Annotated in this window: 25 protein-coding genes; 9 read left to right on the forward strand and 16 right to left on the reverse strand. The window is 72.5% G+C overall.

Features of this window, described 5'->3' with window-relative positions; genetic code table 11:
* Nucleotides 1-31: 31 nt before the first annotated feature.
* A complete protein-coding gene (locus tag HPY23_RS07900) occupies nucleotides 32-925 on the reverse strand; it encodes a 3'-5' exonuclease (protein WP_060847865.1) in 894 nt (297 codons plus the stop codon).
* A gap of 437 nt (nucleotides 926-1,362) precedes the next feature.
* On the opposite strand from HPY23_RS07900, the gene ada reads away from it, so the two are divergent.
* The 3 genes from ada (at nucleotide 1,363) to HPY23_RS07915 (ending at nucleotide 3,789) form a co-directional block, all read left to right on the forward strand.
* Nucleotides 1,363-2,466: a bifunctional DNA-binding transcriptional regulator/O6-methylguanine-DNA methyltransferase Ada gene (ada, locus tag HPY23_RS07905; RefSeq protein WP_091882289.1), complete on the forward strand. Its 1,104-nt coding sequence runs from the start codon at nucleotides 1,363-1,365 to the stop codon at nucleotides 2,464-2,466.
* 122 nt (nucleotides 2,467-2,588) lie between these two features.
* Nucleotides 2,589-3,311 carry a DUF4142 domain-containing protein gene (locus HPY23_RS07910; RefSeq protein ID WP_091882292.1) on the forward strand — a complete coding sequence of 241 codons (723 nt, stop codon included), beginning with the start codon at nucleotides 2,589-2,591 and terminating at the stop codon, nucleotides 3,309-3,311.
* Nucleotides 3,312-3,573: 262 nt separating this feature from the next.
* Nucleotides 3,574-3,789 carry a hypothetical protein gene (locus tag HPY23_RS07915; RefSeq protein ID WP_060847862.1) on the forward strand — a complete coding sequence of 72 codons (216 nt, stop codon included), beginning with the start codon at nucleotides 3,574-3,576 and terminating at the stop codon, nucleotides 3,787-3,789.
* Between the two features lie 13 nt (nucleotides 3,790-3,802).
* Here the strand turns inward: HPY23_RS07915 and HPY23_RS07920 are convergent, their stop codons facing one another.
* The 7 genes from HPY23_RS07920 to HPY23_RS07950 all read right to left on the reverse strand — a co-directional run bounded on the left by HPY23_RS07920 (nucleotide 3,803) and on the right by HPY23_RS07950 (nucleotide 11,010).
* Nucleotides 3,803-4,519, reverse strand: a complete 717-nt coding sequence (locus tag HPY23_RS07920) for a ribonuclease activity regulator RraA (protein ID WP_060847861.1) — start codon at nucleotides 4,517-4,519, stop codon at nucleotides 3,803-3,805.
* Nucleotides 4,520-4,753: 234 nt separating this feature from the next.
* The gene (locus HPY23_RS07925) at nucleotides 4,754-5,224 is read right to left on the reverse strand and encodes a hypothetical protein (RefSeq protein ID WP_060847860.1); all 471 of its coding nucleotides are present in this window, start codon (nucleotides 5,222-5,224) and stop codon (nucleotides 4,754-4,756) included.
* A gap of 89 nt (nucleotides 5,225-5,313) precedes the next feature.
* A complete protein-coding gene (locus HPY23_RS07930; protein WP_091882295.1) occupies nucleotides 5,314-6,912 on the reverse strand; it encodes an ABC transporter ATP-binding protein in 1,599 nt (532 codons plus the stop codon).
* Nucleotides 6,913-6,916: 4 nt separating this feature from the next.
* Nucleotides 6,917-8,032: an ABC transporter permease gene (locus tag HPY23_RS07935; RefSeq protein WP_091882298.1), complete on the reverse strand. Its 1,116-nt coding sequence runs from the start codon at nucleotides 8,030-8,032 to the stop codon at nucleotides 6,917-6,919.
* On the reverse strand, nucleotides 8,029-8,952 hold the full coding sequence (locus HPY23_RS07940) for an ABC transporter permease (RefSeq protein WP_060847857.1): 924 nt from the start codon (nucleotides 8,950-8,952) through the stop codon (nucleotides 8,029-8,031). Before HPY23_RS07940 ends, HPY23_RS07935 begins: the two co-directional genes overlap by 4 nt.
* A 10-nt stretch (nucleotides 8,953-8,962) precedes the next feature.
* Nucleotides 8,963-10,552 carry a peptide ABC transporter substrate-binding protein gene (locus HPY23_RS07945; RefSeq protein WP_244537496.1) on the reverse strand — a complete coding sequence of 530 codons (1,590 nt, stop codon included), beginning with the start codon at nucleotides 10,550-10,552 and terminating at the stop codon, nucleotides 8,963-8,965.
* Between the two features lie 23 nt (nucleotides 10,553-10,575).
* Nucleotides 10,576-11,010 carry a GlcG/HbpS family heme-binding protein gene (locus HPY23_RS07950; RefSeq protein ID WP_060847855.1) on the reverse strand — a complete coding sequence of 145 codons (435 nt, stop codon included), beginning with the start codon at nucleotides 11,008-11,010 and terminating at the stop codon, nucleotides 10,576-10,578.
* Between the two features lie 202 nt (nucleotides 11,011-11,212).
* On the opposite strand from HPY23_RS07950, the gene HPY23_RS07955 reads away from it, so the two are divergent.
* Together HPY23_RS07955 and HPY23_RS07960 are read left to right on the forward strand one after the other, a co-directional pair.
* Complete coding sequence (locus HPY23_RS07955; protein ID WP_091882304.1) at nucleotides 11,213-12,061, forward strand: class I SAM-dependent methyltransferase; 849 nt, start codon at nucleotides 11,213-11,215, stop codon at nucleotides 12,059-12,061.
* 11 nt (nucleotides 12,062-12,072) lie between these two features.
* Nucleotides 12,073-13,029, forward strand: coding sequence for an alginate O-acetyltransferase AlgX-related protein (locus HPY23_RS07960; RefSeq protein WP_091882306.1), 957 nt, complete (start codon nucleotides 12,073-12,075; stop codon nucleotides 13,027-13,029).
* Here HPY23_RS07960 and HPY23_RS07965 read toward each other — a convergent pair.
* The 8 genes from HPY23_RS07965 to HPY23_RS08000 all read right to left on the reverse strand — a co-directional run bounded on the left by HPY23_RS07965 (nucleotide 12,951) and on the right by HPY23_RS08000 (nucleotide 20,902).
* Nucleotides 12,951-13,886 (reverse strand): aminotransferase class IV, encoded by a 936-nt coding sequence (locus tag HPY23_RS07965; protein WP_200601604.1) that lies wholly within the window; start codon nucleotides 13,884-13,886, stop codon nucleotides 12,951-12,953. The genes HPY23_RS07960 and HPY23_RS07965 overlap by 79 nt on opposite strands.
* Nucleotides 13,883-14,815, reverse strand: coding sequence for a DMT family transporter (locus HPY23_RS07970; protein ID WP_091882309.1), 933 nt, complete (start codon nucleotides 14,813-14,815; stop codon nucleotides 13,883-13,885). The genes HPY23_RS07965 and HPY23_RS07970 overlap by 4 nt, the downstream gene beginning before the upstream one ends.
* 79 nt (nucleotides 14,816-14,894) lie before the next feature.
* Nucleotides 14,895-15,629, reverse strand: coding sequence for an SDR family NAD(P)-dependent oxidoreductase (locus HPY23_RS07975; protein ID WP_091882312.1), 735 nt, complete (start codon nucleotides 15,627-15,629; stop codon nucleotides 14,895-14,897).
* Between the two features lie 15 nt (nucleotides 15,630-15,644).
* Complete coding sequence (locus HPY23_RS07980) at nucleotides 15,645-16,247, reverse strand: cupin domain-containing protein (RefSeq protein ID WP_200601605.1); 603 nt, start codon at nucleotides 16,245-16,247, stop codon at nucleotides 15,645-15,647.
* 92 nt (nucleotides 16,248-16,339) lie between these two features.
* Complete coding sequence (locus tag HPY23_RS07985; protein WP_139234871.1) at nucleotides 16,340-16,819, reverse strand: hypothetical protein; 480 nt, start codon at nucleotides 16,817-16,819, stop codon at nucleotides 16,340-16,342.
* A gap of 666 nt (nucleotides 16,820-17,485) precedes the next feature.
* Nucleotides 17,486-18,349 carry a formyltetrahydrofolate deformylase gene (gene purU / locus HPY23_RS07990; RefSeq protein WP_091882321.1) on the reverse strand — a complete coding sequence of 288 codons (864 nt, stop codon included), beginning with the start codon at nucleotides 18,347-18,349 and terminating at the stop codon, nucleotides 17,486-17,488.
* Between the two features lie 49 nt (nucleotides 18,350-18,398).
* On the reverse strand, nucleotides 18,399-19,037 hold the full coding sequence (locus tag HPY23_RS07995; protein WP_091882324.1) for a class I SAM-dependent methyltransferase: 639 nt from the start codon (nucleotides 19,035-19,037) through the stop codon (nucleotides 18,399-18,401).
* Nucleotides 19,034-20,902: an ABC-F family ATP-binding cassette domain-containing protein gene (locus HPY23_RS08000; RefSeq protein WP_091882327.1), complete on the reverse strand. Its 1,869-nt coding sequence runs from the start codon at nucleotides 20,900-20,902 to the stop codon at nucleotides 19,034-19,036. Before HPY23_RS08000 ends, HPY23_RS07995 begins: the two co-directional genes overlap by 4 nt.
* A 110-nt stretch (nucleotides 20,903-21,012) precedes the next feature.
* Between HPY23_RS08000 and HPY23_RS08005 the strand changes: the two genes are divergently transcribed.
* The 4 genes from HPY23_RS08005 (at nucleotide 21,013) to HPY23_RS08020 (ending at nucleotide 24,911) form a co-directional block, all read left to right on the forward strand.
* Nucleotides 21,013-22,386, forward strand: coding sequence for a nucleotide sugar dehydrogenase (locus HPY23_RS08005; protein WP_280142892.1), 1,374 nt, complete (start codon nucleotides 21,013-21,015; stop codon nucleotides 22,384-22,386).
* 132 nt (nucleotides 22,387-22,518) lie between these two features.
* The gene (locus HPY23_RS08010) at nucleotides 22,519-23,205 is read left to right on the forward strand and encodes a Crp/Fnr family transcriptional regulator (RefSeq protein ID WP_060847844.1); all 687 of its coding nucleotides are present in this window, start codon (nucleotides 22,519-22,521) and stop codon (nucleotides 23,203-23,205) included.
* A gap of 24 nt (nucleotides 23,206-23,229) precedes the next feature.
* Entirely contained in the window at nucleotides 23,230-24,192 is a 963-nt protein-coding gene (locus HPY23_RS08015; RefSeq protein ID WP_091882329.1) for a C45 family autoproteolytic acyltransferase/hydrolase, read from the forward strand.
* A gap of 59 nt (nucleotides 24,193-24,251) precedes the next feature.
* Nucleotides 24,252-24,911 (forward strand): NAD-dependent epimerase/dehydratase family protein, encoded by a 660-nt coding sequence (locus HPY23_RS08020; RefSeq protein WP_236012546.1) that lies wholly within the window; start codon nucleotides 24,252-24,254, stop codon nucleotides 24,909-24,911.
* Nucleotides 24,912-24,926: the final 15 nt, after the last annotated feature.

A 24,926-nucleotide genomic window follows, 5' to 3' on the forward strand; every position in this document is an offset into this window, starting at 1 on the left:
TCTCCGGATCGGCGAGGCGGCCGCCGTGCTCCTACGCCTCCGGATCCGCCCGGTTCGAGAACCGGTCCCGCGCCGTGAAGCGGTCGGCGGGCAGGCCGGAGGGCAGGGTGCCGCGGTAGATCTCGCGCGACAGGAAGGTGCGCTCGATCTCGATCTGCTCCTCGTCGAGGTCGACGTACCAGCAGCGGCGCCGGGGCGACCAGCGGTAGTTGCGGTCCTTGAGCCGGTCCTTGAGGGCGATCGGGGCGTCGGAGGCCCAGAGCCGCACGGTGGGGCGGCGCGCCGCCTCGAGCAGCGCCGTGAAGGCGAGGCGGCCGGAGGTGCGCAGGGGCCGGGCCAGGATGGCGAGCAGGGCCTCGCAATCGTCGATCGCCCGGTGGCCGTTGTGGAACCGGCCGTGGTCGGCGAGCAGGTGGCCGAGCCGCATCCCCTCGTGGCCCTCCGCCCGCCAGGGGATCTGGTGGCAGGAGCAGGCCCAGTTGCGCGAGACGAAGACCGGCCAGCGGCGCTCGCACATCTGCCGGTCGAAGCGGGCGTTGTGGGCGATGACGACCCGGGCCTCGGCGGCAAGCGCCTCGACCGCCGCGTCGTCGATGCGCTGGCCGGCGACGTCGGCATCGGTGATGCCGGTGAGGCGCACCACCGCCTCGGGGATCGGGATGGACGGCTGGTGGAGCTGGTTGAACCGCTCGAGCACCCGGTAGATCCGCCCGCTGGCGCCGTACTCGAACTTGATGATGCCGAGCTCGATCACCTCGTCGGCGGTCACGTCGATGCCGGTGGTCTCGGTGTCGAGGATCAGGCCGACGAAGGTCGGCTCGTCGGGCTCCGCGGCCGGGGGCACGAAGGGGCCGAGGCGGCGCAGCACCCGGTAGTCGCCGGTGCGCTCCAGGATGGCGGCGATGTCGTCGAGCGCGTCGGTCAAGCGGCGGTCACCCCGAAGCCCAGCGGCCGCGCGGCGGCGGCGCATGTCGTTGCTTGGGGCAAGGCTTACCCCCGGGCCGGCCATCCGGCCAAGAGCCCGGCCGCCACGCTCCACCGCAATCGCCGCCCGACAAACAAGACCCCGCGACCCTGTGGGCCACGGGGCAAGTGGAGGAGATCCGAGGAGCAGAAGCCCCCCGCCGGCCGGGGAGGACGCGTGGCGGGCGGGGGCGCCGGGCCCGCTCGCGCGGCCCGACCCACCCCCAACCGGCCGCCGCTTCCCCGGTTTCGGGGGCGGCAGAGAAAGCTCCGCGGGAGTAAACCTCGATCAAGCCGAGCCGTGCGAGACGCCGGAATTCGGCAGCAAGCGCCGGGATGCGGCGTGACGGCGACGAGGCCAGGATGACGCCATCGCCCGGACAGGAAGGCACGAGGCTGATGCGCAACCCGGACCCTGCCGCCGCTCCCCCGCCCCTCGACGACGCCGCGCGCTTCGCCGCGGTGGCCCGGCGCGACCGGGCGGCGGACGGCCTGTTCGTCTACGCGGTGCGCACGACCGGGGTCTATTGCCGGCCAAGCTGCGCCGCCCGGCCGGCCCGGCCCGAGAACGTCAGCTTCCACCCGACCTGCGCGGCGGCGGAGGCCGCGGGCTTCCGGCCCTGCCGGCGCTGCCGCCCGAACGAGGCGAGCCTGGCCGAGCGCCAGGCCGAGGCGGTGGCCCGGGCCTGCCGGCGGATCGAGGCGGCGGAGACACCGCCGGCGCTCGCCGACCTCGCGGCGGCGGCGGGCTTGAGCCCCTACCATTTCCATCGGGTGTTCAAGCAGGTCACCGGGGTGACGCCGCGGGCCTACGGCGCGGCCCGGCGGGCGGCGCGGGCGGCGGACGGGTTGCGGCAGGAGGACAAGACCGTGACGGATGCGATCTACGAGGCCGGCTACGGCGCGGCGAGCCGGTTCTACGACGCGGCGCCGGAGCGCCTCGGCATGACGCCGACCGCCTATCGCAGGGGCGGGGAGGGCGCGGCGATCCGCTTCGCGGTCGGCGCCTGCTCGCTCGGCCACGTCCTGGTGGCGGCGACCGAGCGCGGCGTCTGCGCGATCCTGCTCGGCGACGAGCCCGACGCGCTGCTGCGCGACCTCCAGGACCGCTTCCCGAAGGCGGCGCTGACGGGAGGCGACGCGGAGTTCGAGGCGACGGTGGCGCTGGCGATCGGCCTCGTCGAGGCCCCGGGCGCCGCCCCGGCCCTGCCGCTCGACATCGGCGGCACCGCCTTCCAGCAGCGGGTCTGGCAGGCCCTGCGGGCGATCCCGCCCGGGCGCACTGCGACCTACGCGGAGATCGCCCAGGCGATCGGCATGCCCAAAGCCGCCCGGGCGGTGGCGCTCGCGTGCGGCGCCAACCCGATCGCGGTCGCGGTGCCCTGCCACCGGGTGGTGCGCCAGGACGGCGGCCTGTCGGGCTATCGCTGGGGCGTCGCGCGCAAGCGGGCCCTGCTTGACCGGGAGCGCGACGCCGGGGACGGGCCGCGGGACAGGACCTAACGGCGCTTCACTCCCGCTGCGGAACTTTCCCGCAGGAGACAGGTTGTGGCGGCGAAGGGGCGTCAGGCTTTCGCAGTGCGGTCGTCCGTACGGCAAAGCTATACACGAATGGACTCTATTCAATGTCTCGCACTGCACTTCTGGCCGCGCTCACCGTGACGGTCGCCGGCAGCCTGCCGGCCGCGGCCCAGAACCTCGTGATCTTCCCGAACGACCGTCCGGCGGCCGAATCCACCGAGGCGTTCCGGGCCGAGGCCCTGCGCAGCGACGCCTACAACATCGAGGCGAGCCGCCTCGCGCTGCAGAAGTCGGGCAACCGCGCCGTGCGCGGCTACGCCGAGCAGACGATCGTCAACCGCCAGGCCACCACCGACGCGCTCCTGCCCCGCGGCACCTCGTTGAGCTCCTCCGGCACCGTGGTGGGCGATGCCGGCAACGGCGGCCTCCTCGGCTCGGGCGGCCTCCTGACGGCCCCGCTCGCCATCGCCACCGCGCCGATCGCGGTGGTCGGCAACGTGCTCCAGGGCCAGCCGGCCTTCGGCCGCTCGCTCGTCGACACCAACCCGGGCACCCCGGGCCGCCGCGTCGCCCTCGACCCGGCCCGCGAGCAGCGCCTGGCGCGCCTGCAGGCCGCTCCGAGCGGCAAGCGCTTCGACGCGCTCTACACCGCCGACCAGGCCCGGGCCCAGGGCGACAGCGTGCAGCTCTACGAGACCTACTCGCGCTTCGGCGACAGCCAGGTCGGCCGCACCTTCGCCAACGAGGCCAAGCCGATGCTGCGCGAGGATGCCGGCGAGGCCGACCGCCTGGCCGACCGCTACTCGAACGCCGACTCGCTGTTCTGATCGCACCGGGTCGACGGGACCGGCCGGGCGGAGGTTTTCGCCCGGCCCGGCCCGGGCCGCGCCCGGCCCTCCGGCGCCGCCCGTCCCCGGGGAGCATCACGGGAAAGATCCTGTCTCCGGGCGGGCCTCCGGGACCGAATTTACGCAGGGGACGGATCGTTGCGCGGAGATCGGCGTTCTCTCCCCGACCCCCTGCCGTCATCCTTCGGCGCCAGGCCCGATACCACTCCGTCGCGCGAGCTTCCCCGTGGAGCGCCAACCCATGTCGTGCCGCCACAACGCCGTCGCTCCCCAGCCGCACCTGATCGCGACCGCGCCGTCGCACCTGCGCAAGTGGCGCCGCTTTCCGAGCGCGCTGCCGCAACCGGCGAACGACAACGGCCGCGCCGGCTACAGTGCCGAGGCCGGCCTGTGGGCCGCGGCGCTCGGCGCCACCGCCACCATGGTGGCGGTGCTGATGGTCGGGATGATGCTGTAGGCCGGATCCCGGCTCAGCGCCCCGTCTTCTGCCGCCAGGCCGCGAAGTCGGCCTTCGCCCGCTCGTCGATCAGCGGGTAGAGGCCGATCACGCCGCGGCCGTTCTGCACCTCCTCCAGCACGAAATCCTCGAACACCGTCATCTCGGCGGCCTCCGCGGCGATCTCGTCGGCGATCTCCGCCGGGATCACGATCACCCCCTCGGCGTCGCCCACCACCACGTCGCCGGGAAACACCGCGACGTCGCCGCAGCCGATCGGCACGTTGATGTCGAGCGCCTGGTGCAGGGTCAGGTTGGTCGGGGCGGACGGGCGGTTGTGGTAGGCCGGGAAGGGCAGGGCGCCGATCTCGGGCGAGTCGCGAAAGCCCCCGTCGGTGACGACGCCGGCCGCGCCCCGCTTCATCAGCCGCGTCACCAGGATCGCCCCGGCGGAGGCCGCCCGCGGGTTCTTTCGGCTGTCCATCACCAGCACCGCGCCCTCCGGGCATCGGTCGACCGCGACGCGCTGCGGATGACCGGGATCGCGAAAGACCGCGAGCGTGTTCAGGTCCTCCCGGGCCGGGATGTAGCGCAGGGTGTAGGCTTCGCCGACCATCGCCCCGGCCTGCGGGTTGAGGGGGCGCACGTCCTGGATGAACTGGTTGCGCAGGCCGCGCTTGAACAGGGCGGTGGCCAGGGTCGCGGTGCTGACGGTCTTCAGCGTCGCGCGGGTCTCGGGGCTCAGGGGCATCGGGGCTCTCCGGTCGGGCGCCGAGGCAGCGGGCGGGGGAAAGCCCGTGGGACGCCGTGCCGCCACCGATCCTCCCCGCCACCCGGACGACTTCGCCGCTCCGCGGCCGCCGGTCCGGCAGCCTGTGAAGCGCCATTGAAGCACTAATGTTTTAGTACATCAACCGGTTTGCCAGAGCATTGTCGCAGCCGAAGTCCTCCCCCGCTGGGGGGAGGATCCGGGCAGGGGTACGTCTTACTTCTTGCGCGGCGCCGGGGGCGGGGGCGCCGGGGGCTCGTCGCCCCCTTCGTCGGCCTCGCCGCCGCCGATGGTGGTCTTGAGCGCGAAGGCGACCAGCGGGCTCGCGACGTCGACCACCTCGGCCTTGGTCAGGCCGTCCTTCGGGTCGTAGCTGCCGACCAGCATGACGGTGCGGTTCTCACTCTTGGCGAGGTCGAGACCGTCGCCGGAGACGGCCACCGGCTTGCCGGCGATCTCGTCGGCCTTGCGGTCGTTGGTGAACAGAACCGTGACCTTGCCGTCCTTGACCACGCCGACGTAGCAGATCTCCTCCGGCGTCCGGCACGGGAACAGCATCGCGGCGACGGGATCGGGCTGGGGTGCCTCCTTGGGCGGCGGGGGCTTGGGCGGGCCCTTCGGGGCAGGCTGGGCGGCGGCCGGGACGGCGGTGAGCGCGAGCAGCGTGAAGGCGAGCGCGGAGCGCATCAATCTCGTTCTCCAGGTGTTGCCCTATCGGAAGGCGCGAAGTGGCGCGCGGCCCCCGGCGGTTCAAGGGCGGGGCGGTCCGGGGCGCCTCACGCCTGCGCGAGGCCGCCGTCGAGGTCGGCGGCCGCCACGAGGTCCCGCGTATAGGCCTCGCGCGGGCGGGCCAGCACCGCGTCGGTCGGGCCGCGCTCGACCTCGCGGCCGGCGCGCAGGACCAGCACGGTATCGGCGAGCGCGCGCACCACCGCGAGGTCGTGGGAGATGAACAGGTAGGCGAGGCCGTGCGCCGCCTGGAGGTCGCGCAGCAGGGCGACGATGTCGCGCTGCACCGTGCGGTCGAGGGCCGAGGTCGGCTCGTCGAGGACGACGAGGCGGGGCCGCAGGATCATCGCCCGAGCGATGGCGATGCGCTGGCGCTGCCCGCCCGAGAAGGCATGCGGGAAGCGGTGGCGCCAGGAGGGATCGAGGCGGACCTCCGCGAAGGCCTCCGCCGCCCGGGCGTCGCGCTCGGCGGCGGCGAGGTGGGGGGCGTGGACCCGCAGGCCCTCCGCCACGATCTCGCCGGCGGTGAGGCGCGGCGAGAGCGAGCCCATCGGGTCCTGGAACACCGGCTGGAAGCCGCGGCGCAGGGGGCGGAGCGCCGCCCGGTCGAGGGCCGTCAGGTCGCGGTCCTCGAACCGCACCAGGCCGTGGGCGGCGGGTTCGAGGCGGATGAGCGCCCGGCCGAGGCTCGACTTGCCGGAGCCCGATTCGCCGACGACCCCGATCGTCTGGCCGGCCCGCAGGGTGAGATCGATGCCGCAGACCGCGAGCCGCGGCGGCTCTGCCCGGAGCAGGCGCCGCCGGCCGGGATAGCCGACCGACACGCCGCGCGCCTCCAGCACCACGGGGGCCTCCGCGGCCACCGGCGCCTTGCGGCCCGCCGGCTCGGCAGCCAGCAGATCGCGGGTCTCGGGCGCCCGCGGGTTCCGGAACAGCGCCCCGGTCGGCCCGGTCTCGACGAGGCGCCCGGCGCGCAGGACCGCGGTACGGTCGGCGATGCGCCGCACCAGCCGCAGGTCGTGGGTGATGAACAGGAGGGCGAGCCCGAGGCGCCGCTTGAGGTCGGCGAGCAGCGCCAGGATCTGGGCCTGGACGGTGACGTCGAGCGCCGTCGTCGGCTCGTCGGCGATGAGGAGATCGGGCTCGCCGGCGAGCGCCATGGCGATCATCACCCGCTGGCGCTCGCCGCCGGAGAGCTCGTGCGGATAGGCCGAGAGGCGCGCCGCTGCATCGCGGATGCCGACGAGGTCCAGGAGCTCGCGCGCCCGCGCCGCCGCCTGGCGCCGGCCCATGCCCTGATGGGCGCGCAACGGCAGGGCGATCTGGTGGCCGATGGTGAAGAGCGGGTCCAAAGCCGTCATCGGCTCCTGGAACACCAGGCCGATGCGGGCGCCGCGGATCCGGTCGAGGGCGGGGCGGTCCAGCGCCGTCAGCTCGGTCCCGTCGAAGCGCACGCTTCCCGAGACCCGCGCCGGGGACGGCAGCAGGCCGAGGATCGCGAGCGCGACCTGACTCTTGCCCGAACCGGATTCGCCGACGAGGGCCAGGGTCTCGCCGCGTGCGAGGTCGAGGTCGAGACCGTCGAGCGCCGTCACGCCGGCCTCGGGGTAGCGCACGGTCAGGCCGCGCAACTGCAGCAGGGTCATGTGCTCACCCCCGCACGTCGAGGGCGTCGCGCAGGCGCTCGCCGAGCAGCGTCAGGGCGAGCAGGCTGGCGACGAGGAACGAGGCCGGCACGATCAGCATCCACGGCGCGGTCTCGAGGGAGCGGGCGCCGTCGGCGATCAGGACGCCCCAGCTCGTCGCCGGCTCCTGCACGCCGAGGCCGAGGAACGACAGGAAGCTCTCGAGCAGGATCACCCGGGGCACCATCAGGGCCGCGAAGGCGACGACGGGGCCGAGCAGGTTGGGCACGACGTGCCGGCGCAGGATCGCGCCCGTCGAGAGGCCGAGCGCCTCGGCCGCCCGCACGTAGTCGCGCCGGCGGATGGCCTGCGCCTCCGCCCGGACGATGCGGGCCATGTCGAGCCACTCGACGGCGCCGACCGCGACGAAGATCAGCGCCACCGAGCGGCCGAAGAACACCACCAGCATGATGACGAAGAACACGAAGGGCAGGGAGTACAGGATGTCGACGAGGCGCATCATCGCCGCGTCGACCCGCCCGCCGAGCGTGCCGGCGAGCGCCCCGTAGACCACCCCGATGCCGAGCGCCACCGCGGTCGCCATCAGGCCGAGCGCCAGGGACAGGCGGCCCGCCGTGAGCGTGCGGGTGAGGAGGTCGCGCCCGAGCGCGTCGGTGCCGGCGAGGAACCGGAGCGCGCGCAACGGCGCCTCGACGGTGAGCCGCCGCCCGTCCTCGGAGCGCCCGAGGAGGCGGGCCTCGCCGAAGGTGTCGGAGCGGGAGAAGAAGGTGAGCACCCGGTCGTCGATCGGCCGGTCGGAGGCGAGCGTCAGGCGCACCGCCTCCCCGGTGACCGCGACGTCCTCGGCCCGCACCCGCATGCGGAGGGCGAGCCGGTCGAGGGCCGGGCCCACGGCCTCGGGCTTGGGGTAGAGCGCGAGCGAGGGCGGGACGCCCGGATAATCGTAGTAGAGCCGGTCGTAGGGGTGGCCGGTGACGAAGGGCCCCAGCAGGCAGGCGAGCGCGACCACGGCGAGGAGCGCCGCGCAGGCCCGCGCGAGCCCATCGCCGAGGAGGCGGCGCCGGGCGCGGGCGAGGAGCGAGGCCTCGGCGAAGGCGAGGCCGGACGGGGACGGGCTCACCCGAAATCCCTCAGGCGGGGATCGATGAGCGCGCAGGCGAGGTCGGACAGGAGGTTGAGCACGAGGACGAAGACCGCGATCAGCACCACCGTGCCGAGCACCAGCGTGTAGTCCCGGTTGATCGCCCCGTCGACGAAGTAGCGCCCGACCCCGGGCAGGCCGAACACCGTCTCGACCACCACCGAGCCGGTGAGGAGCCCGGCCGCCGCCGGCCCGAGATAGGACACGACGGGGAGCGCCGCGCCGCGCAGGCCGTGGAGCGCCAGGGTGCGGGGCGGCAGCCCCAGCGCCCGCAGGGTGCGCCAATGCGGCCGGTCGAACACCTCGACGAGACCGGCCCGGAAGAGCCGCGCCACCACGGCGACCTGCGGCAGCGCCAGGGTGACGACCGGCAGGACGAGGTTCTTCGGGCTGCCGTCGTCCCAGCCGCCGACGGGGAGCCAGTGCAGGGTCAGCCCGAAGGCGATCTGAAGGAGCGGCGCGACCACGAAGCCCGGCACGGTGAGCGCGAAGGTGCCGAGCGTCGTCACCGCGTGGTCGAGGGCCGAGCCCCGCCGCAGGGCCGACAGCCCCCCGAGCAGCGTGCCGAGGACGAGCGAGACGAGGAGGGCGAGCCCACCCAGCGTCATCGAGACCGGCAGGCCGCGGGCGAACAATTCGGCCACCGAGAGGTCGCGCACCGAGAAGGACGGCCCGAGATCGCCGCGCGCCAACGCCGCGAGGTAGCGGCCGTACTGGACGAGCAGCGGCTGGTCGAGGCCGTAGACCCGGCGCAAATTCTCCATCGCGGCGGCCGGCAGCGGCCGCTCCAAGTCGAACGGGCCGCCCGGCGCCAGCCGCACCAGGAAGAACGACAGGGTGACGACGATGAACAGCGTCGGGACGGCCTGGGCGAGGCGGCGCAGCACGTAAGGAATCATGCGCGGGGCATCACGCGAGCGACAGCCAGCGCGTCGGCGAGACGCCGCGCAGGTTTGGCCGGAAGCCGCGCAGGCGCGGGCCGATCAGGTGCTTGTGCCGGTAATGCAGCAGCGGGATCCAGGGCAGGTCGGCGAGGAAGAGTTCTTCCGCACGGTAGAGGATCCGGGCGCGCGCCGCGAGGTCGGTCTCGCGGGCGGCCTCGCGCATCAGGGCGTCGTAGGCCGGGTTGGCGTAGCGCCCGGAATTGAAGCCGTCGTTGCCGCTCTCGACCAGGAACAGGAAGTTCTGCGGGTCGGCGTAATCGGCGAGCCAGCTCATCCGGGCGATGTCGAACGGGCCGCCGTCGCGCAGGTAGGCGAAATGGGTCTTGGCGTCGGTGGCGGCGAAGGCCGTCGCGACGTTGAGCGGGCGCCACATGTCGGCGATCGCCACCATGGTGTTCCGGTTGTTGTCGGTGATGTTGTAGCGCAGCTCGACCGCGAGCGGCGTGCCGCCCGGGCCGTAGCCGGCCTCGCGCAGGAGCGCGACCGCCGCATCCTCGCGCTCGAGCGGCGAGAGGTCCCGGCCCGCCATCGTCGGCGGCGGGAGCGCGTTGTCGAGGCCGGCCGGCGTCAGCGAATAGGCCGGCAGCATCGTCTCGCCCCACACGGCGTCCGCCAGGAACTCGCGGTCGAGGGCGAGCGACAGGGCCCGGCGCACCCGGGCGTCGCCGAGGGGGCGCTTTCGCACGTTGACCATCAGCGCCAGCACGCCGAGGGCCGGATTGAGCACCACGCCCGCGCCGAAGCGGGCCTTGAGCGCCTTCACCTGATCGGCCGGCAGGTCCTCGAGGGAATCGATCTCGCCGGCGGCGAAGCGGCGCACCGCGGCGGCGAGGTCGGGGGTCGGGATGTACTCGACCCGGGGGATCGCGATGCCAGCGGCATCGCGGTGATGCGGGTTGCGGACCGCCGTGATCCGGTCGTTGGGCGAGAAATCCTTCAGCACGTAGGCGCCGTTCGACACGAGGTGGCCGGGCCGGGTGAAGGCGTCGCCGAAGCGGGCGAGCGACGGCCGGTGGAGCGGCGTGCTCGCCTGGTGCGCCATCAGCTCGACGAAGTAGGGGGTCGGCTGGGCGAGCCGGATCACCACCGTGAGCGGATCGGGCGCCGCGACCCCGACGGCGTCCACCGGCATCGCCCCGCGGTTGACCGCCTCGGCGTTCAGGATCGGCGCGAGCACGCTGGCGTACTTCGCCCCCGTCGCCGGGTCGAGCATGCGCCGGAAGCCGTGCACGACGTCGTCGGCGACGACCGGGTCGCCGTTCGACCAGCGCCCGTCGGGGCGCATCGCGAAGGTCCAGGTGAGGCCGTCGGCGGAGGTGGTCCAGCCCGCGGCCGCCCCCGGGACCAGGTCGCCGTCGGCGCCGTAGGTGCTCAGGCCCTCGTAGAGGTCGAGGAGGATCGTCGCCTCGGCCACGGTCGAGGTCTTGTGCGGGTCGAGGGTCTCGGGATCGGCGCCGTTGCCGCGCCGGTAGGCGGCGGGGCCGGCCGCGCGGGCGGGGGCCGCCGCGCCGAAGGGCACGGCGCCGAAGGATGCGGCGCCGAACCCCGCGAGGATGTCCCGGCGCCGCACGGCGCGGCTCAGGCGCCGGCCTGGGCCTGGAGGCCGGCGGCCTCGATGCCGGCGAGCGCCGCCTTCTCGTCGTTGTCCGAGGTGTCGCCCGAGATGCCGACCGCGCCAAGGAGCACGCCGTCGCGCTTGATCAGCACGCCGCCCGGGACCGGGATCAGGCCGGCGGGGCCCGCCACATGGGTCACGGCGGCGATGAAGTAGGCCTGCTCCTCAGCCCGCTTGGCGATGGCGCGCGAGCCGAGGCCGAGCGCCAGGGCGCCGTTGGCCTTGCCGAGGGCGATCTCGGCCCGCTTGAGGCTGGTGCCGTCCTCGACGGAAGCCGCCTTGAGGGCGCCGCGGGCGTCGAGCACCACCACCGCCAGGGGCTTGAGCCCGAGGTCGCGGCCGGCCTTCAGGGCGGCGGTCACGAGGGTCGAGGCGGCGTCGAGGGTGAGGTCGGACATGGTGTCGGGAACTCCGGGTCGTCGGGTCGGCGGACCGCGCGGGCGGGCCGCCATCCTCGGGTCCCCGGGGCTTAACCTGCCGGGCCCGGGGATGCCAGGGCTAGGGGATGCCAGGGCCGGGGTGCCGGCCGCCGGGGCCCCGCGTTGCCGCAGCGGGACCGCCGTGATACCCGCCCCGCGCACCATCGGCGCCTTGAGGGACATGTCGGACCGCGACCCCGCTGCCGCGGGCCTCTCCGAGGGCCTGCACCTCACGCACACGATCGACCTGCCCGGCCACGGGACGCTCGCGGGCGAGATCGACCTGCGCGAGAATTTCTCGGCCTGCCTCGGCGACGTGCCGCTGCGCGGCCGGCGGGTGCTCGACGCCTGCGCGCTCAGCGGCTTCACCAGCTTCGCCATGGAGGCCCTGGGCGCCGAGGTGGTGTCCTACGACCGGGCCGGGGGCCGGCACTGGGACCTGGTGCCGTTCTGCGACGGCGCTCCGGCCTCCCACCTCGTGCCGCTCCTCGACGAACACCAGGCCCGGATCGCCCGCGCCTACCGCCACTGCCACGCCGCCCTGGGCTCGCGGGCCGAGCGGATCGAGGGCGACCTCTGCGCCGTGCCCGAGGCGATCGGCCCCGTCGACCTCGCGGTTCTGGGGGCGCTGGCGCATGTCCGCGACCCGTTCCGGGCGCTGCACAGCGCGCTGCGCCTCGTCCAGGAGACCGCCGTGGTCACCGGCATGCTGCCGCGCCGGCCGTGGTACGACCCGGGCCGGCTCGTCGACGACGGCTGGCTCGGCGACGCCCGGCACGGGACGTTCGCGCGCGAGCGGCTGGCGGACCGGCGCGCCGACGCCCCCCTGGCCTTCCTGCCCCGCAGCGGCCAGGGCAACCCGTTCGCGGCCTGGTGGCAGATCCCGCCGCGGACGGTCGTGCGCTGGCTTGAGGTCATCGGCTTCGGCGAGACGCGGATCGCCTATCACCGCCGCCCGCTCGCCGGCCGGATGCGCACGCTCTACGCGGTGGTCGGCCGCCGGACGCAGGCGAACCACGCGGCGATCTGAGAAGGACGGCGATGTTCCATATCGGGCAGGACGGCTGGCTGTTTCTGACCGTCGGCACCAACCGGGCGGCGGACCTCTACGCCGACACCCCGGAGGTCTGGCGCATGCTGCGGGGCTGGCGCCGGCTGCTGCTCGCCCGCGCCGACAAGGCCGCGCGGCTCGACGCCTGCTACCTGCACCTGTCCTCGCCCGAGAAGCTGAGCGTATACGACCACAAGTTCTTCGGTCCGGGCCCGGTCCGGGCCTCGCGCTCGCCGACGCGCCGGCTGGGGCAGTTGCTACGTCTCACGCCCAGGGGGCGCCGGCTGTGGGTCGACGCGCTGACGCCGCTCCGGGCCGGGCGCGACGCGGCCGAGCTGTACTACCGGACCGACACGCACTGGACCTCGCAGGGCACCTTCGTCGCCTACCGGGCGATCTGCGTGGCCTGCGGCGCGACACCGATCGCCGACCTCCTGGAGACGCGGCCGGCCCATGCCGCGACCCGCCGCATGGATCTCGGCGAGAAGCTGCAGTTTCCGGTGACCGAGACCTCGACCTACCGGGCGATCCGCCGCACCGCCTGGGTCGCGGAAGCAGGCCGCCTCTACGGGCTGGCGGAAGCCCACCCGGAGCTCGCGCTCCATACCGGCGTGCGGGTCGGATTCCGCAACGGTGACCCGGCGGCGGATCCGCGCTCGCTGCTCGTGTTCGGCTCGTCCTATTCGGGCTACGGGGGCCTGGGGCTCACCAGCATGCTCGCCGAGACGTTCCGGCGCGTCGACTTCGTCTGGTCGGCGGAGGTCGACTGGGGCCTCGTCGCAAGGCTGCGCCCGGCGATCCTGCTCACGGAATCGGCCGAGCGCTACATGGCCCGGCTGCCCGACGACGATCGCTTCGACGTCGGGCGCTACGAGGACGAGAAGCTCGCCCGGCTCGCCGCCGAGCATCCGGGGCTCGACATCCTCCCGCGCGTGCGCTCGCGGTAGGCGTCCCGCAGCGGCCCCAGGACACGGCGCAGGTCGCGGGAGCCGAGGTCGTAGCGATGCGCCCCGATGCGCGCCACCGGGACGACCTCGTAGGCCGTGCCCGTTGCGAACGCGCCGTCGAACGCGGCGACCCCGGCGAGCGGCACCTTCGCGATCTCGACCCGGATCGACAGGGCCGAGGCCAGGGCGACGATCTCCTGCCGGGTCAGGCCGTCGAGGGCGGAATCCGCAGGCGGCGTCACGAGGCCGCCATCCCGCACGAAGAAGATGTTGGCGCCGGTCAGCTCGGCCACGTGCTCGCCGTCGGGCGCGCAGACGAGGGCGTCGTCGAAGCCCTCCGCCCGGGCCGCGGCGGCGTTCATCGACCCGATCGCGTAGAGCCCCGACAGCTTGGCCTGGAGCGGCCACATGGTCGGTGCCGGGCGCCGCCAGGGACCGAGGCCGAGCGACAACCCGGCCTCGGCGGCATCGGGATGAGGGCCAGACCACTCCCAGCCCGCCACGGCGAGGTGGCAATCGCCGGAGCGGCCGACGATTCCGAGCGCGTCGGCGCCCCGCCACGCGATGGGCCGGATGTAGGCGTCGCCGAACCGGCACGCTTCGGCATAGGCCTCGATCTCGGCGACGAGCTGATCCACGCCGTAGGGAAGCGCGATACCGACCGTCCGGCACGAATAGGCCAGCCGCTCGCAATGCTCGCGCAGCTTGAACGGCCGCCCGTCATAGACCCGCACCCCCTCGAAGGCGGCAGTCCCGTAATGCAGCCCGTGGCTGAGGACGTGCAGCCTCGCCTCGGGCCAGGCGACGTGGCGCCCATCGAGCCAGATCGCGCCGTCGCGCAGGTGGAGGGGGATCATCGCGAGGCCTGCCGTGAGAGGAGGGAGCGGTCGAACGTCGACATGGCGACGCCGCCGAGCGCCAGGCATCCACCCAGGATCTGCTGCGCCGTGGGCGCGTGGCCGAGGACGAGGGCCGCCAGGGCGACCGCGAAGGGCGGCATCAGGAAGGTGAAGATCCCCGTCCGCGACGCGCCGAGCGCCTTCACGGCCTGATTCCACCACAGATAGGCCAGCAGCGTCGCGAAGATCGCCAGGTAGGCGATCGACAGCCAGAAGGTCGTCGAGGCGTTCGCAAGGTCGACAGGCTCGCCGAGCAGGAACGGCATCGGGAGCAGAAAGACCATCCCGAACCCGAACGACAAGGTGGTCGTCTCGAGCGAGTCCAGCCGGTCCGGGGAGAACTTGGCGGAGACGGCGTAGCAGGAGAACGCGAAGGCGGACAGGACGATCAGGACGTTGGACGACAGGGCGACGGAACCGCCCGCATCGTGCGAGATGACGAGGATCGCCCCCACGAGGCCGAGGCCGAGGCCGAGCCACAGCTTCGCCGGCGGCCGCTCCCCGAGCACGGCTGCGCCCAGGAGGGCGGTGAAGACCGGCTGCGTCGTCGGGATCAGGAGCGCGGCGTTCGCCGCCGTGGAGTGGCGCAGTCCGAGATGCAGCAGGATCGTGTAGGCCGCCACGCCGAAGAACCCCATGGCGGCCAGCACGGCCCAGTCCCGCACCGGAAGATCCCGCAGGCGCGGCCACAGCGGCTCCCGCTGCCTTGCGGAGACCAGGCACAGCGCGACGTAGCACGCCGTCGTGACGACGAACCGCACGGCCGCCGTCGTCGCGGCGGGCTGCTCGTGAAGCGCGATCTCGCTCGCCACGAAGGTTCCCGCCCAGAAGATCTGCACCAGTACCAGCTTGAGAACAATGCTCGTTTTTTTGCCGAGATCCACCATCTTATCGATCCTATGGCAATAACAACGCAATATTACCTAGGGTAATATAAAATTGCCAGGGGATTTTCACAAATCATGTTCATGCCAGCAGGCCGCCATCGACGGATAGGCAGGCGCCGGTGGTGAAGGAGGCTCGCGCCGAGGCGAGGAAGTACACCGCCTCCGCAACCTCTCCGGCCTGCGCCAGGCGGCCGAGGGGATGAAGCCGCTCTCGCCGTCGCCGCCCCTCGACCGCGTCGGGCTCCACGGCCAGCGCGCGGTCGGTCATGGGCGTGTCGACGATGGCCGGCGCGACGGCATTCACGCGGATGCCGGAGGCCGCGAGTTCCGAGGCGAATGCCCTGGTCAGCGACAGCACGGCGGCCTTGGTCGCGCTGTAGACCCCGTCTCCGGGCCAGGTCCGGAACGACGCCACGGAGGCCAGGTTGACGATGCTGCCGCCGCCCGCCCGGACCAGATCCGGCACCGCAGCGCGCGAGCACAGGAACACCGACCGGACGTTCACCGCGAACAGTCTCTCGTAATCCGCGAGGCTGAAGCCGGTCAGCGGGCCGGTGATCTCGATGCCGACATTGTTGACGAGCGTATCGACGGGGCCGCAGGCCGACGCGATGCAGCCGAAGGCGCGTTGCACGCCGGCCTCGTCGGACACGTCGGCCGCGAATGCATCGGCGCGCCCGCCGTGGGCTTCGATCTCCGCGACGACCGCGGCGGCCGCGCCCTCGTCGATGTCGATGGCGGCGACCCTGGCGCCGCGTCCGGCGAAGCAGAGCGCAGTCGCGCGCCCGATACCGGATCCGGCACCCGTGACGATGACGGTCCGGGCGGGTCATGCGCGCTCCCGCTTCGGGCGGAGGTTCCACCGGGGCGGGATGAAGACGTTCAGCGAGGTGGCGTCCCGGCTCTCGTCGTTCCAGCCCGAATGCGGCACGTATTCCGGCGCATGGTAGACCACCTCCGGCCCGAATGGCCGGATCTCCTCGCCAACCTGCATCGTGTAGGTGCCGCTCACGCCGATTCCGATCTGTATGCCGCGATGGGAGTGGAGCGGCATCCTGGCGCCGGGCTGCAGGCTGGAGAGCATGATCTCGAACCACGGGCCGACGAAGAAGCTGACCCCCAGGCCGCCCTTGACCGCGCGCATCTCGGTGAGCGACAGGGCGACGGCGCCCGGCGAGCTGCGGGTCAGCTGCCCCTCCTCGCCCGGGACCGGCTTGCGCCTGATGTCTACCGTCACGGCCGTCGCTCCGCTCTCGTTGCGCGCTGCATGCGGCGTGCCACCTGGCGCGAAGTAGGCCGTCTCGAGCGCGGGGATGGGATAGTCGCGCCCGTCGACCTCCATGATGAAGCCGCCGCGGAGACACAGGCCGATCTGGTGCTCGTCGTGGACGTGCTGAGGCACGACGGCGCCCGGAGCGACCTCGTTGATCATGACGACGGTCCCGGCCGGATCGTCGAGCGCGTACAGAGACGTGCCCACTCCTGGAAAGGGCTGGATGTTTCGCCCCTCGGGAAAGTAGACGCTCATGCCTTCCGCCCCCTCTGCGCGAAGACATTCCAAGTCATCTGAATGACGATGCCGGTCGTCGAGTGTTCGAGCCCGAGTTCCTCGATGGTCGCGAGGTTGCACAACGCCATGTCGGCCTCGCGCGTCAAGACGGCCCGCGCCGCGGCGGCGGTGGAACGGCGATGCGCGACGCGGTATCGCGACCCCACCGGCAAGATCCGGGGAATCAGGTCGAACGGGGCGGGGTGGCTCGCGATGAGGGGGCCGCTCTCCGGCTGGGCCGACCCGGAGCCGCCGAAGACACCACCCTCGCCGCTGCGCCACGCGAGGTGATAGGGCGGCGTGTCGTGACAGAAGCACCCGATCACTTCCAGGCGCGCATCCATGAAGAATGTGTTTGCGCCTGCAAATGCACTCGGGACGATGATGAGACGGCCACCATCGCGAGCGTCGCCCCGAAGCGCGTCTTGAAAGTCTTCGTGGAGGACGATCGGCATCTCACGGGACATGACCGCAAGAAAATGTTTAGCGGCAATGTGGCCGCTGGTCGATTCCGGTCCCAGCGTGTGCAGGGACTCGAATAATCCCATATCCGTGCCGCCCTTACGCCGGCCGAACCCGACTTCGACGGGCTGCTACCTGAACAACATGCTTGTCGGCAATGATTCCCTTGAATTGTCATGCATCTCGTCAGAGCTTTCGAGCCAGGACTTGATGCAACCAACGATGTGATATCCATTATTAAGTGTCAAATTTAAATATTGGAAATCTGATTTTCTAAAAATAAGATTATTTATGATTATTTTTTCAGCGCCAGCGCATAATTTATCGATATTCTGCCGCTTTTTTTCGCCGACCGCGAAGGATCTTCGATCGCAATCGGGATCTACCGCTGGGTCATCCGGGATGCTGACGCATCGGTTCGATCTCGGGCAGGCCCGAGATCGACGGAGCCGTCAACCCATCTCGAATGTTCGACACCAAGCCCCGAAGTCCGAGCCATTGGACTTGGCTAAGGGCTTGGCGAAAATTCGAGAACGGAACCAAAGGTCGTTTTCTTTTGACCGTTGGTATCAGTTGTTCACCGGCTTCGCGGCCCCTGGCGAACGAAACCGTTTCGCGAGCCACGGCGGTAAATACCACCCTGGATAGCGAGTTTCTATTTAGTCGGTGAACACCACGGTCTTGCGGCCGTTGGCGATCACCCGGTCCTCCAGCACGTAGCGCACCGCGCGGGCCAGCACCCGGCGCTCGATGTCCCGGCCCTTGCGCACGAGGTCGTCCGGGGTGTCGCGGTGCGAGATGCGCTCGACGTCCTGCTCGATGATCGGCCCCTCGTCGAGATCGCCGGTGACGAGGTGCGAGGTGGCGCCGATCAGCTTCACGCCGCGCTCGTGCGCCTGGTGGTAGGGCCTGGCGCCCTTGAAGCCGGGCAGGAACGAGTGGTGGATGTTGATGCAGCGGCCCGCGAGCTTGTGCGAGAGGTCGTCCGACAGGATCTGCATGTAGCGGGCGAGGACCACGAGCTCGGCGCCGGTCTCCTCGACGAGGCGCCACAGGGCGGCCTCCTGCTGGGGCTTGGTGTCCGGCGTGATCGGCAGGTGGTGGAACGGCACCCCGGCGAGATCCGCCGCGCCGTAGATCTCCCGCGGGTAGTTCGAGACCACCGCGCAGACCTCCATCGGCAGTTCGCCGATGCGCCAGCGGTAGAGCAGGTCGTTGAGGCAATGGTCGAAGCGCGAGACGAGCAGCATCACGCGCCGCCGCTCGGCCCGGTCGCGTAAGCTCCAGTCCATGCCGAAGCGCTGGGCCACCGCCTCGAAGCCGGACGCCAGCGCGTCCCGCCCCGGCGCGCCCTGCACGGGGTTGAACACGATTCGCATGAAGAAGCGGCCGGTCTCGACGTCGTCGAATTGCTGCGCGTCGAGGATGTTGCACCCGGCCTCGAACAGGTAGGCCGAGACGCCGGCCACGATCCCCGGGACGTTGGTGCAGGAGAGGGAGAGGACGTAGGAGGGGGTGGTCATGGGTGCCCGGGCCGGAAACGAGAATCGGCCTCCGCCCTAGGCGATCGTCTCAGGCGCGTGAAGCCCCCGGGCCCGCTTCCCTGACGAAAGCGACCCGGTCCCAGGTCACGCCGGGCCGGCCGAGCTGCGCATCCTCGTCCGTCCGGCACAGGACGCACCGCAGGCCATGCACCCGCGCGAGGTCGATCGTCTCGGCCGCCGACACGTCGAACATCCGCCGCCCCTCCGGCACGGGGCCGTGGCGCAGCGACAAGGCCATCACGCCCCCGACCCGCATCAGGGCCACGAGACGCGGCATCGCGCGCCGCCGCTCGGCCTCGTCGAGATGCATCCAGACGGCGGTGAGCATCACGACGTCGACGCTGTCGCCGCGTCCGGAGAGGGCGGCGAGGTCCGGCAGGCCGTCATCCACCCAGTCGATCAGCGGGGACGGATGCAGGGCGACCGCCTGCCGGCGCAATTCGAGCGTGGGCTCGACGGCGGTGACGCGGTAGCCGAGGGCGGCGAAGCCCGCGGCATCCCGCCCGGTCCCGGCGCCGATGTCGAGGACGTGCGCCGGCGGCGCCGGCAGCAGCGGCAGGATCGCCGCGTGGATGTCCGCGAAGGCGATACTTTCGTATTGCGAGACCAGCCGCTCGGCCTCGGCGGCGTAGCCGGCCGTACCCCGGGGAGCGCTCCCGTCCGTCACGCCTCCGCCTCCAGTTCCCCGCTCACCTCCAGCCACTCCTCCTCGGCGCTGCCGAGAGCCGCGGCGGCCTCGGCCCGCATGCGGGCGAGCTCGCCGGCCTTGGCGGCGTCGGTGCGGAAGGCGGTGCCGTCGGCGAGCGCCGTGTCGATCTTGGCGATGGCGGCCGAGAGCTTCGCCATCCTGGCCTCCACCGCCTCGAGCTTGCGGCGCAACGGCGCGAGCGCCGCCCGGCGCTCGGCGTTGGAGCGGCGCTCCACCGCCTTGGCGCCGCCGGTCGGCTCCTGGGCCTTGGCGGTCTCGGCCTCGGGGCCGGCCAGCACCAGGCGGCGGTAATCGTCCATGTCGCCGTCGAACGGCTTCACGGTGCCGTTGCGCACCAGCCACAGCCGGTCGGCGCAGGCCTCGACCAGGAAGCGGTCGTGGCTCACCAGGATGACGGCGCCCTCGTAGTCGTTGATCGCCTCGACCAGCGCTTGGCGGCTCTCGATGTCGAGGTGGTTGGTCGGCTCGTCGAGGATCAGGAGGTGGGGGCCGTGGAAGGCGGCGAGCCCCATCAACAGCCGCGCCTTCTCGCCGCCGGAGAGCTGCGAGACCGGGGTGTCGGCCTTGTGGCCGGGAAAACCGAGGCGCGCCGCCGCGGCACGCGCCTTCGCCTCCGGCACGTCCGGCATCAGGTCGCGGACATGGGCGTAGGCGCTCTCGGCCGGGCGCAATTCGTCGAGCTGGTGCTGGGCGAAGTAGGCGACGTTCATCTTGCCCCAGCGCCGCACCTCGCCCGAGAGCGGATCGAGCCGGCCGCCGATGAGCTTGCAGAAGGTCGACTTGCCGTTGCCGTTGGCCCCGAGCAGGGCCACCCGGTCATCGGGGGCGAGGGTGAGGTTGAGGCCCGTCAGCACCGTGCGGTCGGGATAGCCGGCCTGGACCCGCTCCATCGCGACCAGCGGCGGGGACAGGGCGCGCTCCGGGCTCGGCAGGTGGATCACCGGCACGTCGTCCTCGATGAGCGCCGCGATCGGCTCCATCTTGGCGAGCCGCTTCATCCGCGACTGGGCCTGGCGCGCCTTGGTGGCCTTGGCCTTGAAGCGGTCGACGAAGCTCTGGAGGTGGGCGCGCTCGGCCTCCTGCTTCACCCGCGCCTTCGCTTGCAGCATGCGCTTCTCGGCGAGCTGGCGGGCGAACGAGGTGTAGCCGCCGCGATAGAGCGTGAGCTTGCCGCGATCGAGGTGGAGGATGTGGTCGACGGAGGTGTCGAGGAGGTCGCGGTCGTGGCTGATGATCACCGCGGTGCGCGGATAGCGCTCGAGGTAGTCGTAGAGCCAGAGCGTGCCCTCGATGTCGAGGTAGTTGGTCGGCTCGTCGAGGAGCAGGAGGTCGGGCTCGGAGAACAGCACGGCGGCGAGCGCCACCCGCATCCGCCAGCCGCCGGAGAAGTCGGAGCAGGGCCGGGCTTGCGCTTCCGCATCGAAGCCGAGGCCGTGCAGGATCGCGGCGGCCCGCGCCGGGGCCGAATGGGCGTCGATGTCGACGAGCCGGGTCTCGATCTCGGCCCGGCGCAACCCGTCGGCGGTCTCGGCCTCCGCCATGAGGCGCGTGCGCTCGGTATCGGCGGCGAGCACCACCGCGTGCAGGGTCTCGGGGCCGGCCGGGGCCTCCTGCGCCACGCCGCCGATCCGCGTGCCCTTCGGCAGGCCGATCGAGCCGCCCTCGGTCGGGATCTCGCCCTGGATGATGCGGAACAGGGTGGTCTTGCCGGCGCCGTTGCGCCCGACGATCCCGACCCGCGCCCGCTCGGGCAGGGCGAAGCTGGCTTGGTCGAGGATCAGGCGGTCGCCGATCCGGTAGGTGAGGTCGTTCACGCGGAGCATGGCGGCGTTGTGGGGGCGGCGCGACCGGGTGGCAAGGGGCAGACCGGTGAGGGGCCCCGTGTTGACAGCGCCGCCCCGCGCACCGTGTAAGCGGAGCCATGAGAGCCGACATGACCGCCGAGCCCGGATCCGCGATGACGCTCCCCTCCGAGACGACGTCCCCCGCCGGGACCCTCGGCCGGCTCCTCGCCGAGCGCCGGGCCCTGATCGGGATCGTCGGCCTCGGCTATGTCGGGCTGCCGCTGGCGCTCGCCGCCCTCCGGGCCGGCTTCTCCGTGCTCGGCTTCGACGTCGATCCCGGCCGCGTCGCGGCGCTGAACCGGGGCGAGGGGGCGTTCCACCATATCCCGGGCGACGCGCTCGGCCCGGCGCTGGCCGCCGGCACCTTCGCGGCCACCGGCGACATGGCGCGTTTGTCCGAGCCCGACGCGGTGCTGATCTGCGTGCCGACGCCGCTCACCCGCCACCGCGAGCCGGACCTGTCCTACGTCGAGGCCACGGCCCGGGCCATCGCCGCGCGCTTGCGGCCCGGCCAGCTCGTGGTGCTCGAATCGACCACCTATCCGGGCACCACCGAGGAGGTGATGCGGCCGATCCTCGAGACGGGGGGCCTGCGCTCCGGCCACGACTTCTTCCTCGCCTACTCGCCGGAGCGCGAGGACCCGGGCAACGACCAATTCGACACCGCCCGCATCCCCAAGGTGGTGGGGGCCGACGACGATGCCGCGCGCACGCTCGCGGAGGCGCTCTACGGTGCGCTGGTGGTGCGCACGGTGCCGGTCTCCTCGGCGGCGGCGGCGGAGGCCGTGAAGCTCACGGAGAACATCTTCCGCTCGGTCAACATCGCCCTCGTGAACGAATTGAAGCTCGTCTACGACGCGATGGGCATCGATGTCTGGGAGGTGATCCAGGCCGCCGCCACGAAGCCCTTCGGCTTCATGCCGTTCCAGCCCGGACCGGGCCTGGGCGGCCACTGCATCCCGATCGACCCGTTCTACCTCGCCTGGAAGGCGCGGGAATTCGACGTGCCGGCCCGGTTCGTGGAGCTGGCCGGCGAGGTCAACACGCGGATGCCCTACCACGTGGTCGAGCGCCTGGCGGCGGCCGTCGACCGCACCGGGCGCGCCTTCTCGGGCGCGAGCGTGCTGGTCCTGGGCCTCGCCTACAAGCGCAACGTCGAGGATACCCGCGAGAGCCCGGCGCTGAAGCTCATCCGGCTGATCGAGGGGCGCGGCGCGACCGCGCTCTACCACGACCCCCTGGTGCCGGTGCTGCCGGCGACCCGCGAGCACCCGGAGCTCGCCGGGCGGGCCTCGCAGCCCCTGACGCCCGAGACCCTGCGGGCCGTCGACGCGGTGCTGATCGCCACCGACCACGACGGCGTCGATTACGGGCTGGTGGCGCGCGAAGCCCGCCTCGTCGTCGACACCCGCAACGTCATGGCGCGCCATGGTCTTACAGGTGCGACGATCGTGAAGGCGTAATCCCGGGAAAAGCCCCGGCTTTATCGGCACATGACCCCGGTGCGAGCCCCCGCGCCCTGGCGAGCGCGGCCGGGCCGGGCTAAGAACGCGGGAGCAACACCCGCGACGCCTCCGCGGGGTCGAGGGCATGTGATGGGTCGGCTCGCAGGGTTTCCGTTCTTCAAGGACGCGGGCGTCGACCTGACCTCCTACGAATCGCGCTGCATCTGGCGGCGGTTCGACGCCAACGAGATCCTAGTCGATTTCGACGACGCCTCGACCGACGTCTACCTGCTCGCCTCCGGCGAGGTGCGGATCCTCAACCGGACGCAGTCCGGCAAGGAGGTGATCCTCGGCGAGATGCGGGCCGGCGAGTTCTTCGGCGAGCTCGCCGCCATCGACGGGGTCAGCCGCTCGGCCAACGTCACGGCGCTGACCCGCGGCGAGCTCTGCGTGGTGCCGGCCGCGGTCTTCCGCGAGATCGTCTTCGCGGCGCCGCCGATCGCCGACAAGCTGCTGCGGCTGCTGGCCAAGCGCGTGCGGATGCTCAACGCCCGGCTGATGGAGCACGCGGTCCTCGACCTGCGCCACCGCCTCTACGCCGAATTGCTGCGCCTCTCGGCGCCCCGGCCCGGCACCGAGGGCGAGCGCGCGGTGAGTCCGCCGCCCTACCACCACGTGCTCGCCGCCCGCATCGGCTGCCGCCGCGAGCAGGTGACGCGGGAATTCACCGTGATGGCCCAGGAAGGTCTCGTCGACCGGACCCGCGGCGCGCTGATCCTGCGCCGGCCCGACATCCTGGAGGCGCGGGTGGCGGAGGCGCTGCGGGAGGATTCCTGAGGCGCCCCCTTCACAAGACCGTCCATGCATAAGACCTTCACGGCCCATCGCGAGGACCGCCCCGGCGCGGCGTGGCTCGCGCGCTTCCGGGCCGGGCGGGACGAGGCCGCGCGGTGGTATCTCGGCGACACAGCCGCCCCGCTCCCGCCGGAGGCCTGCCGCGCCGCCCTCGTCCGGCACATGCCCGAGCTCGTCCGGCATTACGATGCGGCCTGCGGGCTCGTCGGCGACGACGACCTCGCCCACAGCATCCTCAGCCATTACCGCCCCGCCGCCCACCGGCAGGGCTGCAGCCAGGCGGTGTGGCTCGGCGAGGACGGGCCGGCTTTGGTGCGCAACTACGACTACCCGCTGACCTCGATCACCGGCCGGATCGAGCGCACCGCCTGGTCGGGCCGGCAGGTGATCGGGATGGGGCAGCGCCCCTGGGGCGGCTGCCTCGACGGGATGAACGACGACGGGCTCGTCGTCAGCTGCACCCTCGGCGGCATCGCCCGGCGCGGGGAGGGCTTCGCCATCATCCTGATCCTGCGCTACCTCCTGGAGACCTGCGGCTCGGTGGCCGAGGCGACCGAGGCGTTGCGCGGCCTGCCGCCGACGCAGCTCCACAACGTCACGCTCCTCGACCGCACCGGCGACCACGCCACACTCTTCCTCGGGCCGCGGCGCGAGGCGGCGGTGACGCGCCAGCGCACCTGCACCAACCACCAGGAGCGGGCCTCGCCCGCCTCGCGCTCGGCCCTGCGCCAGGGGGTGCTGGACGAGGCGCTCGCCGACCCCTCGACCACGCTCGCCGGCCTGACCGCGCGGTTCTTCGATCCGCCGCTCTACTCGCGCAAGGCGGCCTTCACCACCGCCTACACGGCGGTCTACCGGCCGGCCGAGGGGCGCGTGGACTACCTCTGGCCCGGCCATCGCTGGAGCCAGAGCTTTTCCCGGTTCGAGGAGGGGGCCTACACGCACGATTACGGCGAGCTGGAGCCGTAGCGGCGGACCCGCGCGGACGGGATCGGGGACCGGACGGTCCGGCGGATCGGGGACGGCGCATGCGGATGCTGGTGCTCGGCGGCACGCAATTCCTGGGTCGGGCGGTCGCCGCGCGGGCGGTCGGGCGCGGCCACGCCGTCACCTGCGCGGCGCGAGGACGCTCCGGCGCCGCCCCGCCGGGCGCCCGCTTCGTCGCGATCGACCGCGACCGGGCGCACGGGCTCGACGCCCTGAGGGGGGAGACCTTCGACGCGGCGGTGGACGTGGCACGCGATCCGGGCCGGGTCCGGCGGGCGCTGGCGGCGCTCGCGGGCCGGGTCGGGCACTGGACCTTCGTGTCGACGACGAGCGTCTACGCCGACACGGCCACGCGCGGGCAGACGGCCCGCACCGCGCCGCTCCTGGCGCCGTCCGACGACGGACCCTACGGGGCCGCCAAGGTCGCCTCCGAGCGGGCCTTCGACCGCGACGCCCTGATCTGCCGGGCGGGCCTGATCGTCGGCCCCGGCGATCCGACCGGGCGGTTCTCGTACTGGATCGCGCAGCTCGCGCGGCGGGGAGGTGCTGGCGCCGGCAGAGCCCGACGATCCGGTCCAGTGGATCGACGTCCGCGACCTCGCGGCCTGGATCGTCCACGCGGCGGAACGTGGTCTCGCCGGGCCGTTCGACGCGGTCGGGCCGCCTTGCACCCGTCGCGCCTTCATCGACACCTGCGCTAACGCCCTCGGCTCGGC

This window comes from Methylobacterium ajmalii (genome assembly GCF_016613415.1).
Taxonomy (GTDB): Bacteria; Pseudomonadota; Alphaproteobacteria; order Rhizobiales; family Beijerinckiaceae; genus Methylobacterium; species Methylobacterium ajmalii.

What these genes read in the sequence shown, in the direction of transcription:
- HPY23_RS07920 (WP_060847861.1), bottom strand. Translation starts at nt 4,519, where the DNA reads ATGCCCCTGAGCCCCGAGACCCGCGCGACGCTGAAGACCGTCAGCACC.
- HPY23_RS08020 (WP_236012546.1), top strand. Translation starts at nt 24,252, where the DNA reads ATGCGGATGCTGGTGCTCGGCGGCACGCAATTCCTGGGTCGGGCGGTC.
- HPY23_RS07925 (WP_060847860.1), bottom strand. Translation starts at nt 5,224, where the DNA reads ATGCGCTCCGCGCTCGCCTTCACGCTGCTCGCGCTCACCGCCGTCCCG.
- HPY23_RS07970 (WP_091882309.1), bottom strand. Translation starts at nt 14,815, where the DNA reads ATGGTGGATCTCGGCAAAAAAACGAGCATTGTTCTCAAGCTGGTACTG.
- HPY23_RS08000 (WP_091882327.1), bottom strand. Translation starts at nt 20,902, where the DNA reads ATGCTCCGCGTGAACGACCTCACCTACCGGATCGGCGACCGCCTGATC.
- HPY23_RS07930 (WP_091882295.1), bottom strand. Translation starts at nt 6,912, where the DNA reads ATGACCCTGCTGCAGTTGCGCGGCCTGACCGTGCGCTACCCCGAGGCC.
- purU (WP_091882321.1), bottom strand. Translation starts at nt 18,349, where the DNA reads ATGACCACCCCCTCCTACGTCCTCTCCCTCTCCTGCACCAACGTCCCG.
- HPY23_RS07915 (WP_060847862.1), top strand. Translation starts at nt 3,574, where the DNA reads ATGTCGTGCCGCCACAACGCCGTCGCTCCCCAGCCGCACCTGATCGCG.
- HPY23_RS07965 (WP_200601604.1), bottom strand. Translation starts at nt 13,886, where the DNA reads ATGATCCCCCTCCACCTGCGCGACGGCGCGATCTGGCTCGATGGGCGC.
- HPY23_RS07955 (WP_091882304.1), top strand. Translation starts at nt 11,213, where the DNA reads ATGTCGGACCGCGACCCCGCTGCCGCGGGCCTCTCCGAGGGCCTGCAC.
- HPY23_RS07950 (WP_060847855.1), bottom strand. Translation starts at nt 11,010, where the DNA reads ATGTCCGACCTCACCCTCGACGCCGCCTCGACCCTCGTGACCGCCGCC.
- HPY23_RS08015 (WP_091882329.1), top strand. Translation starts at nt 23,230, where the DNA reads ATGCATAAGACCTTCACGGCCCATCGCGAGGACCGCCCCGGCGCGGCG.
- HPY23_RS07960 (WP_091882306.1), top strand. Translation starts at nt 12,073, where the DNA reads ATGTTCCATATCGGGCAGGACGGCTGGCTGTTTCTGACCGTCGGCACC.
- HPY23_RS08005 (WP_280142892.1), top strand. Translation starts at nt 21,013, where the DNA reads ATGACCGCCGAGCCCGGATCCGCGATGACGCTCCCCTCCGAGACGACG.
- HPY23_RS07985 (WP_139234871.1), bottom strand. Translation starts at nt 16,819, where the DNA reads ATGCCGATCGTCCTCCACGAAGACTTTCAAGACGCGCTTCGGGGCGAC.
- HPY23_RS08010 (WP_060847844.1), top strand. Translation starts at nt 22,519, where the DNA reads ATGGGTCGGCTCGCAGGGTTTCCGTTCTTCAAGGACGCGGGCGTCGAC.
- HPY23_RS07980 (WP_200601605.1), bottom strand. Translation starts at nt 16,247, where the DNA reads ATGATCAACGAGGTCGCTCCGGGCGCCGTCGTGCCTCAGCACGTCCAC.
- HPY23_RS07940 (WP_060847857.1), bottom strand. Translation starts at nt 8,952, where the DNA reads ATGATTCCTTACGTGCTGCGCCGCCTCGCCCAGGCCGTCCCGACGCTG.
- ada (WP_091882289.1), top strand. Translation starts at nt 1,363, where the DNA reads ATGCGCAACCCGGACCCTGCCGCCGCTCCCCCGCCCCTCGACGACGCC.
- HPY23_RS07910 (WP_091882292.1), top strand. Translation starts at nt 2,589, where the DNA reads ATGTCTCGCACTGCACTTCTGGCCGCGCTCACCGTGACGGTCGCCGGC.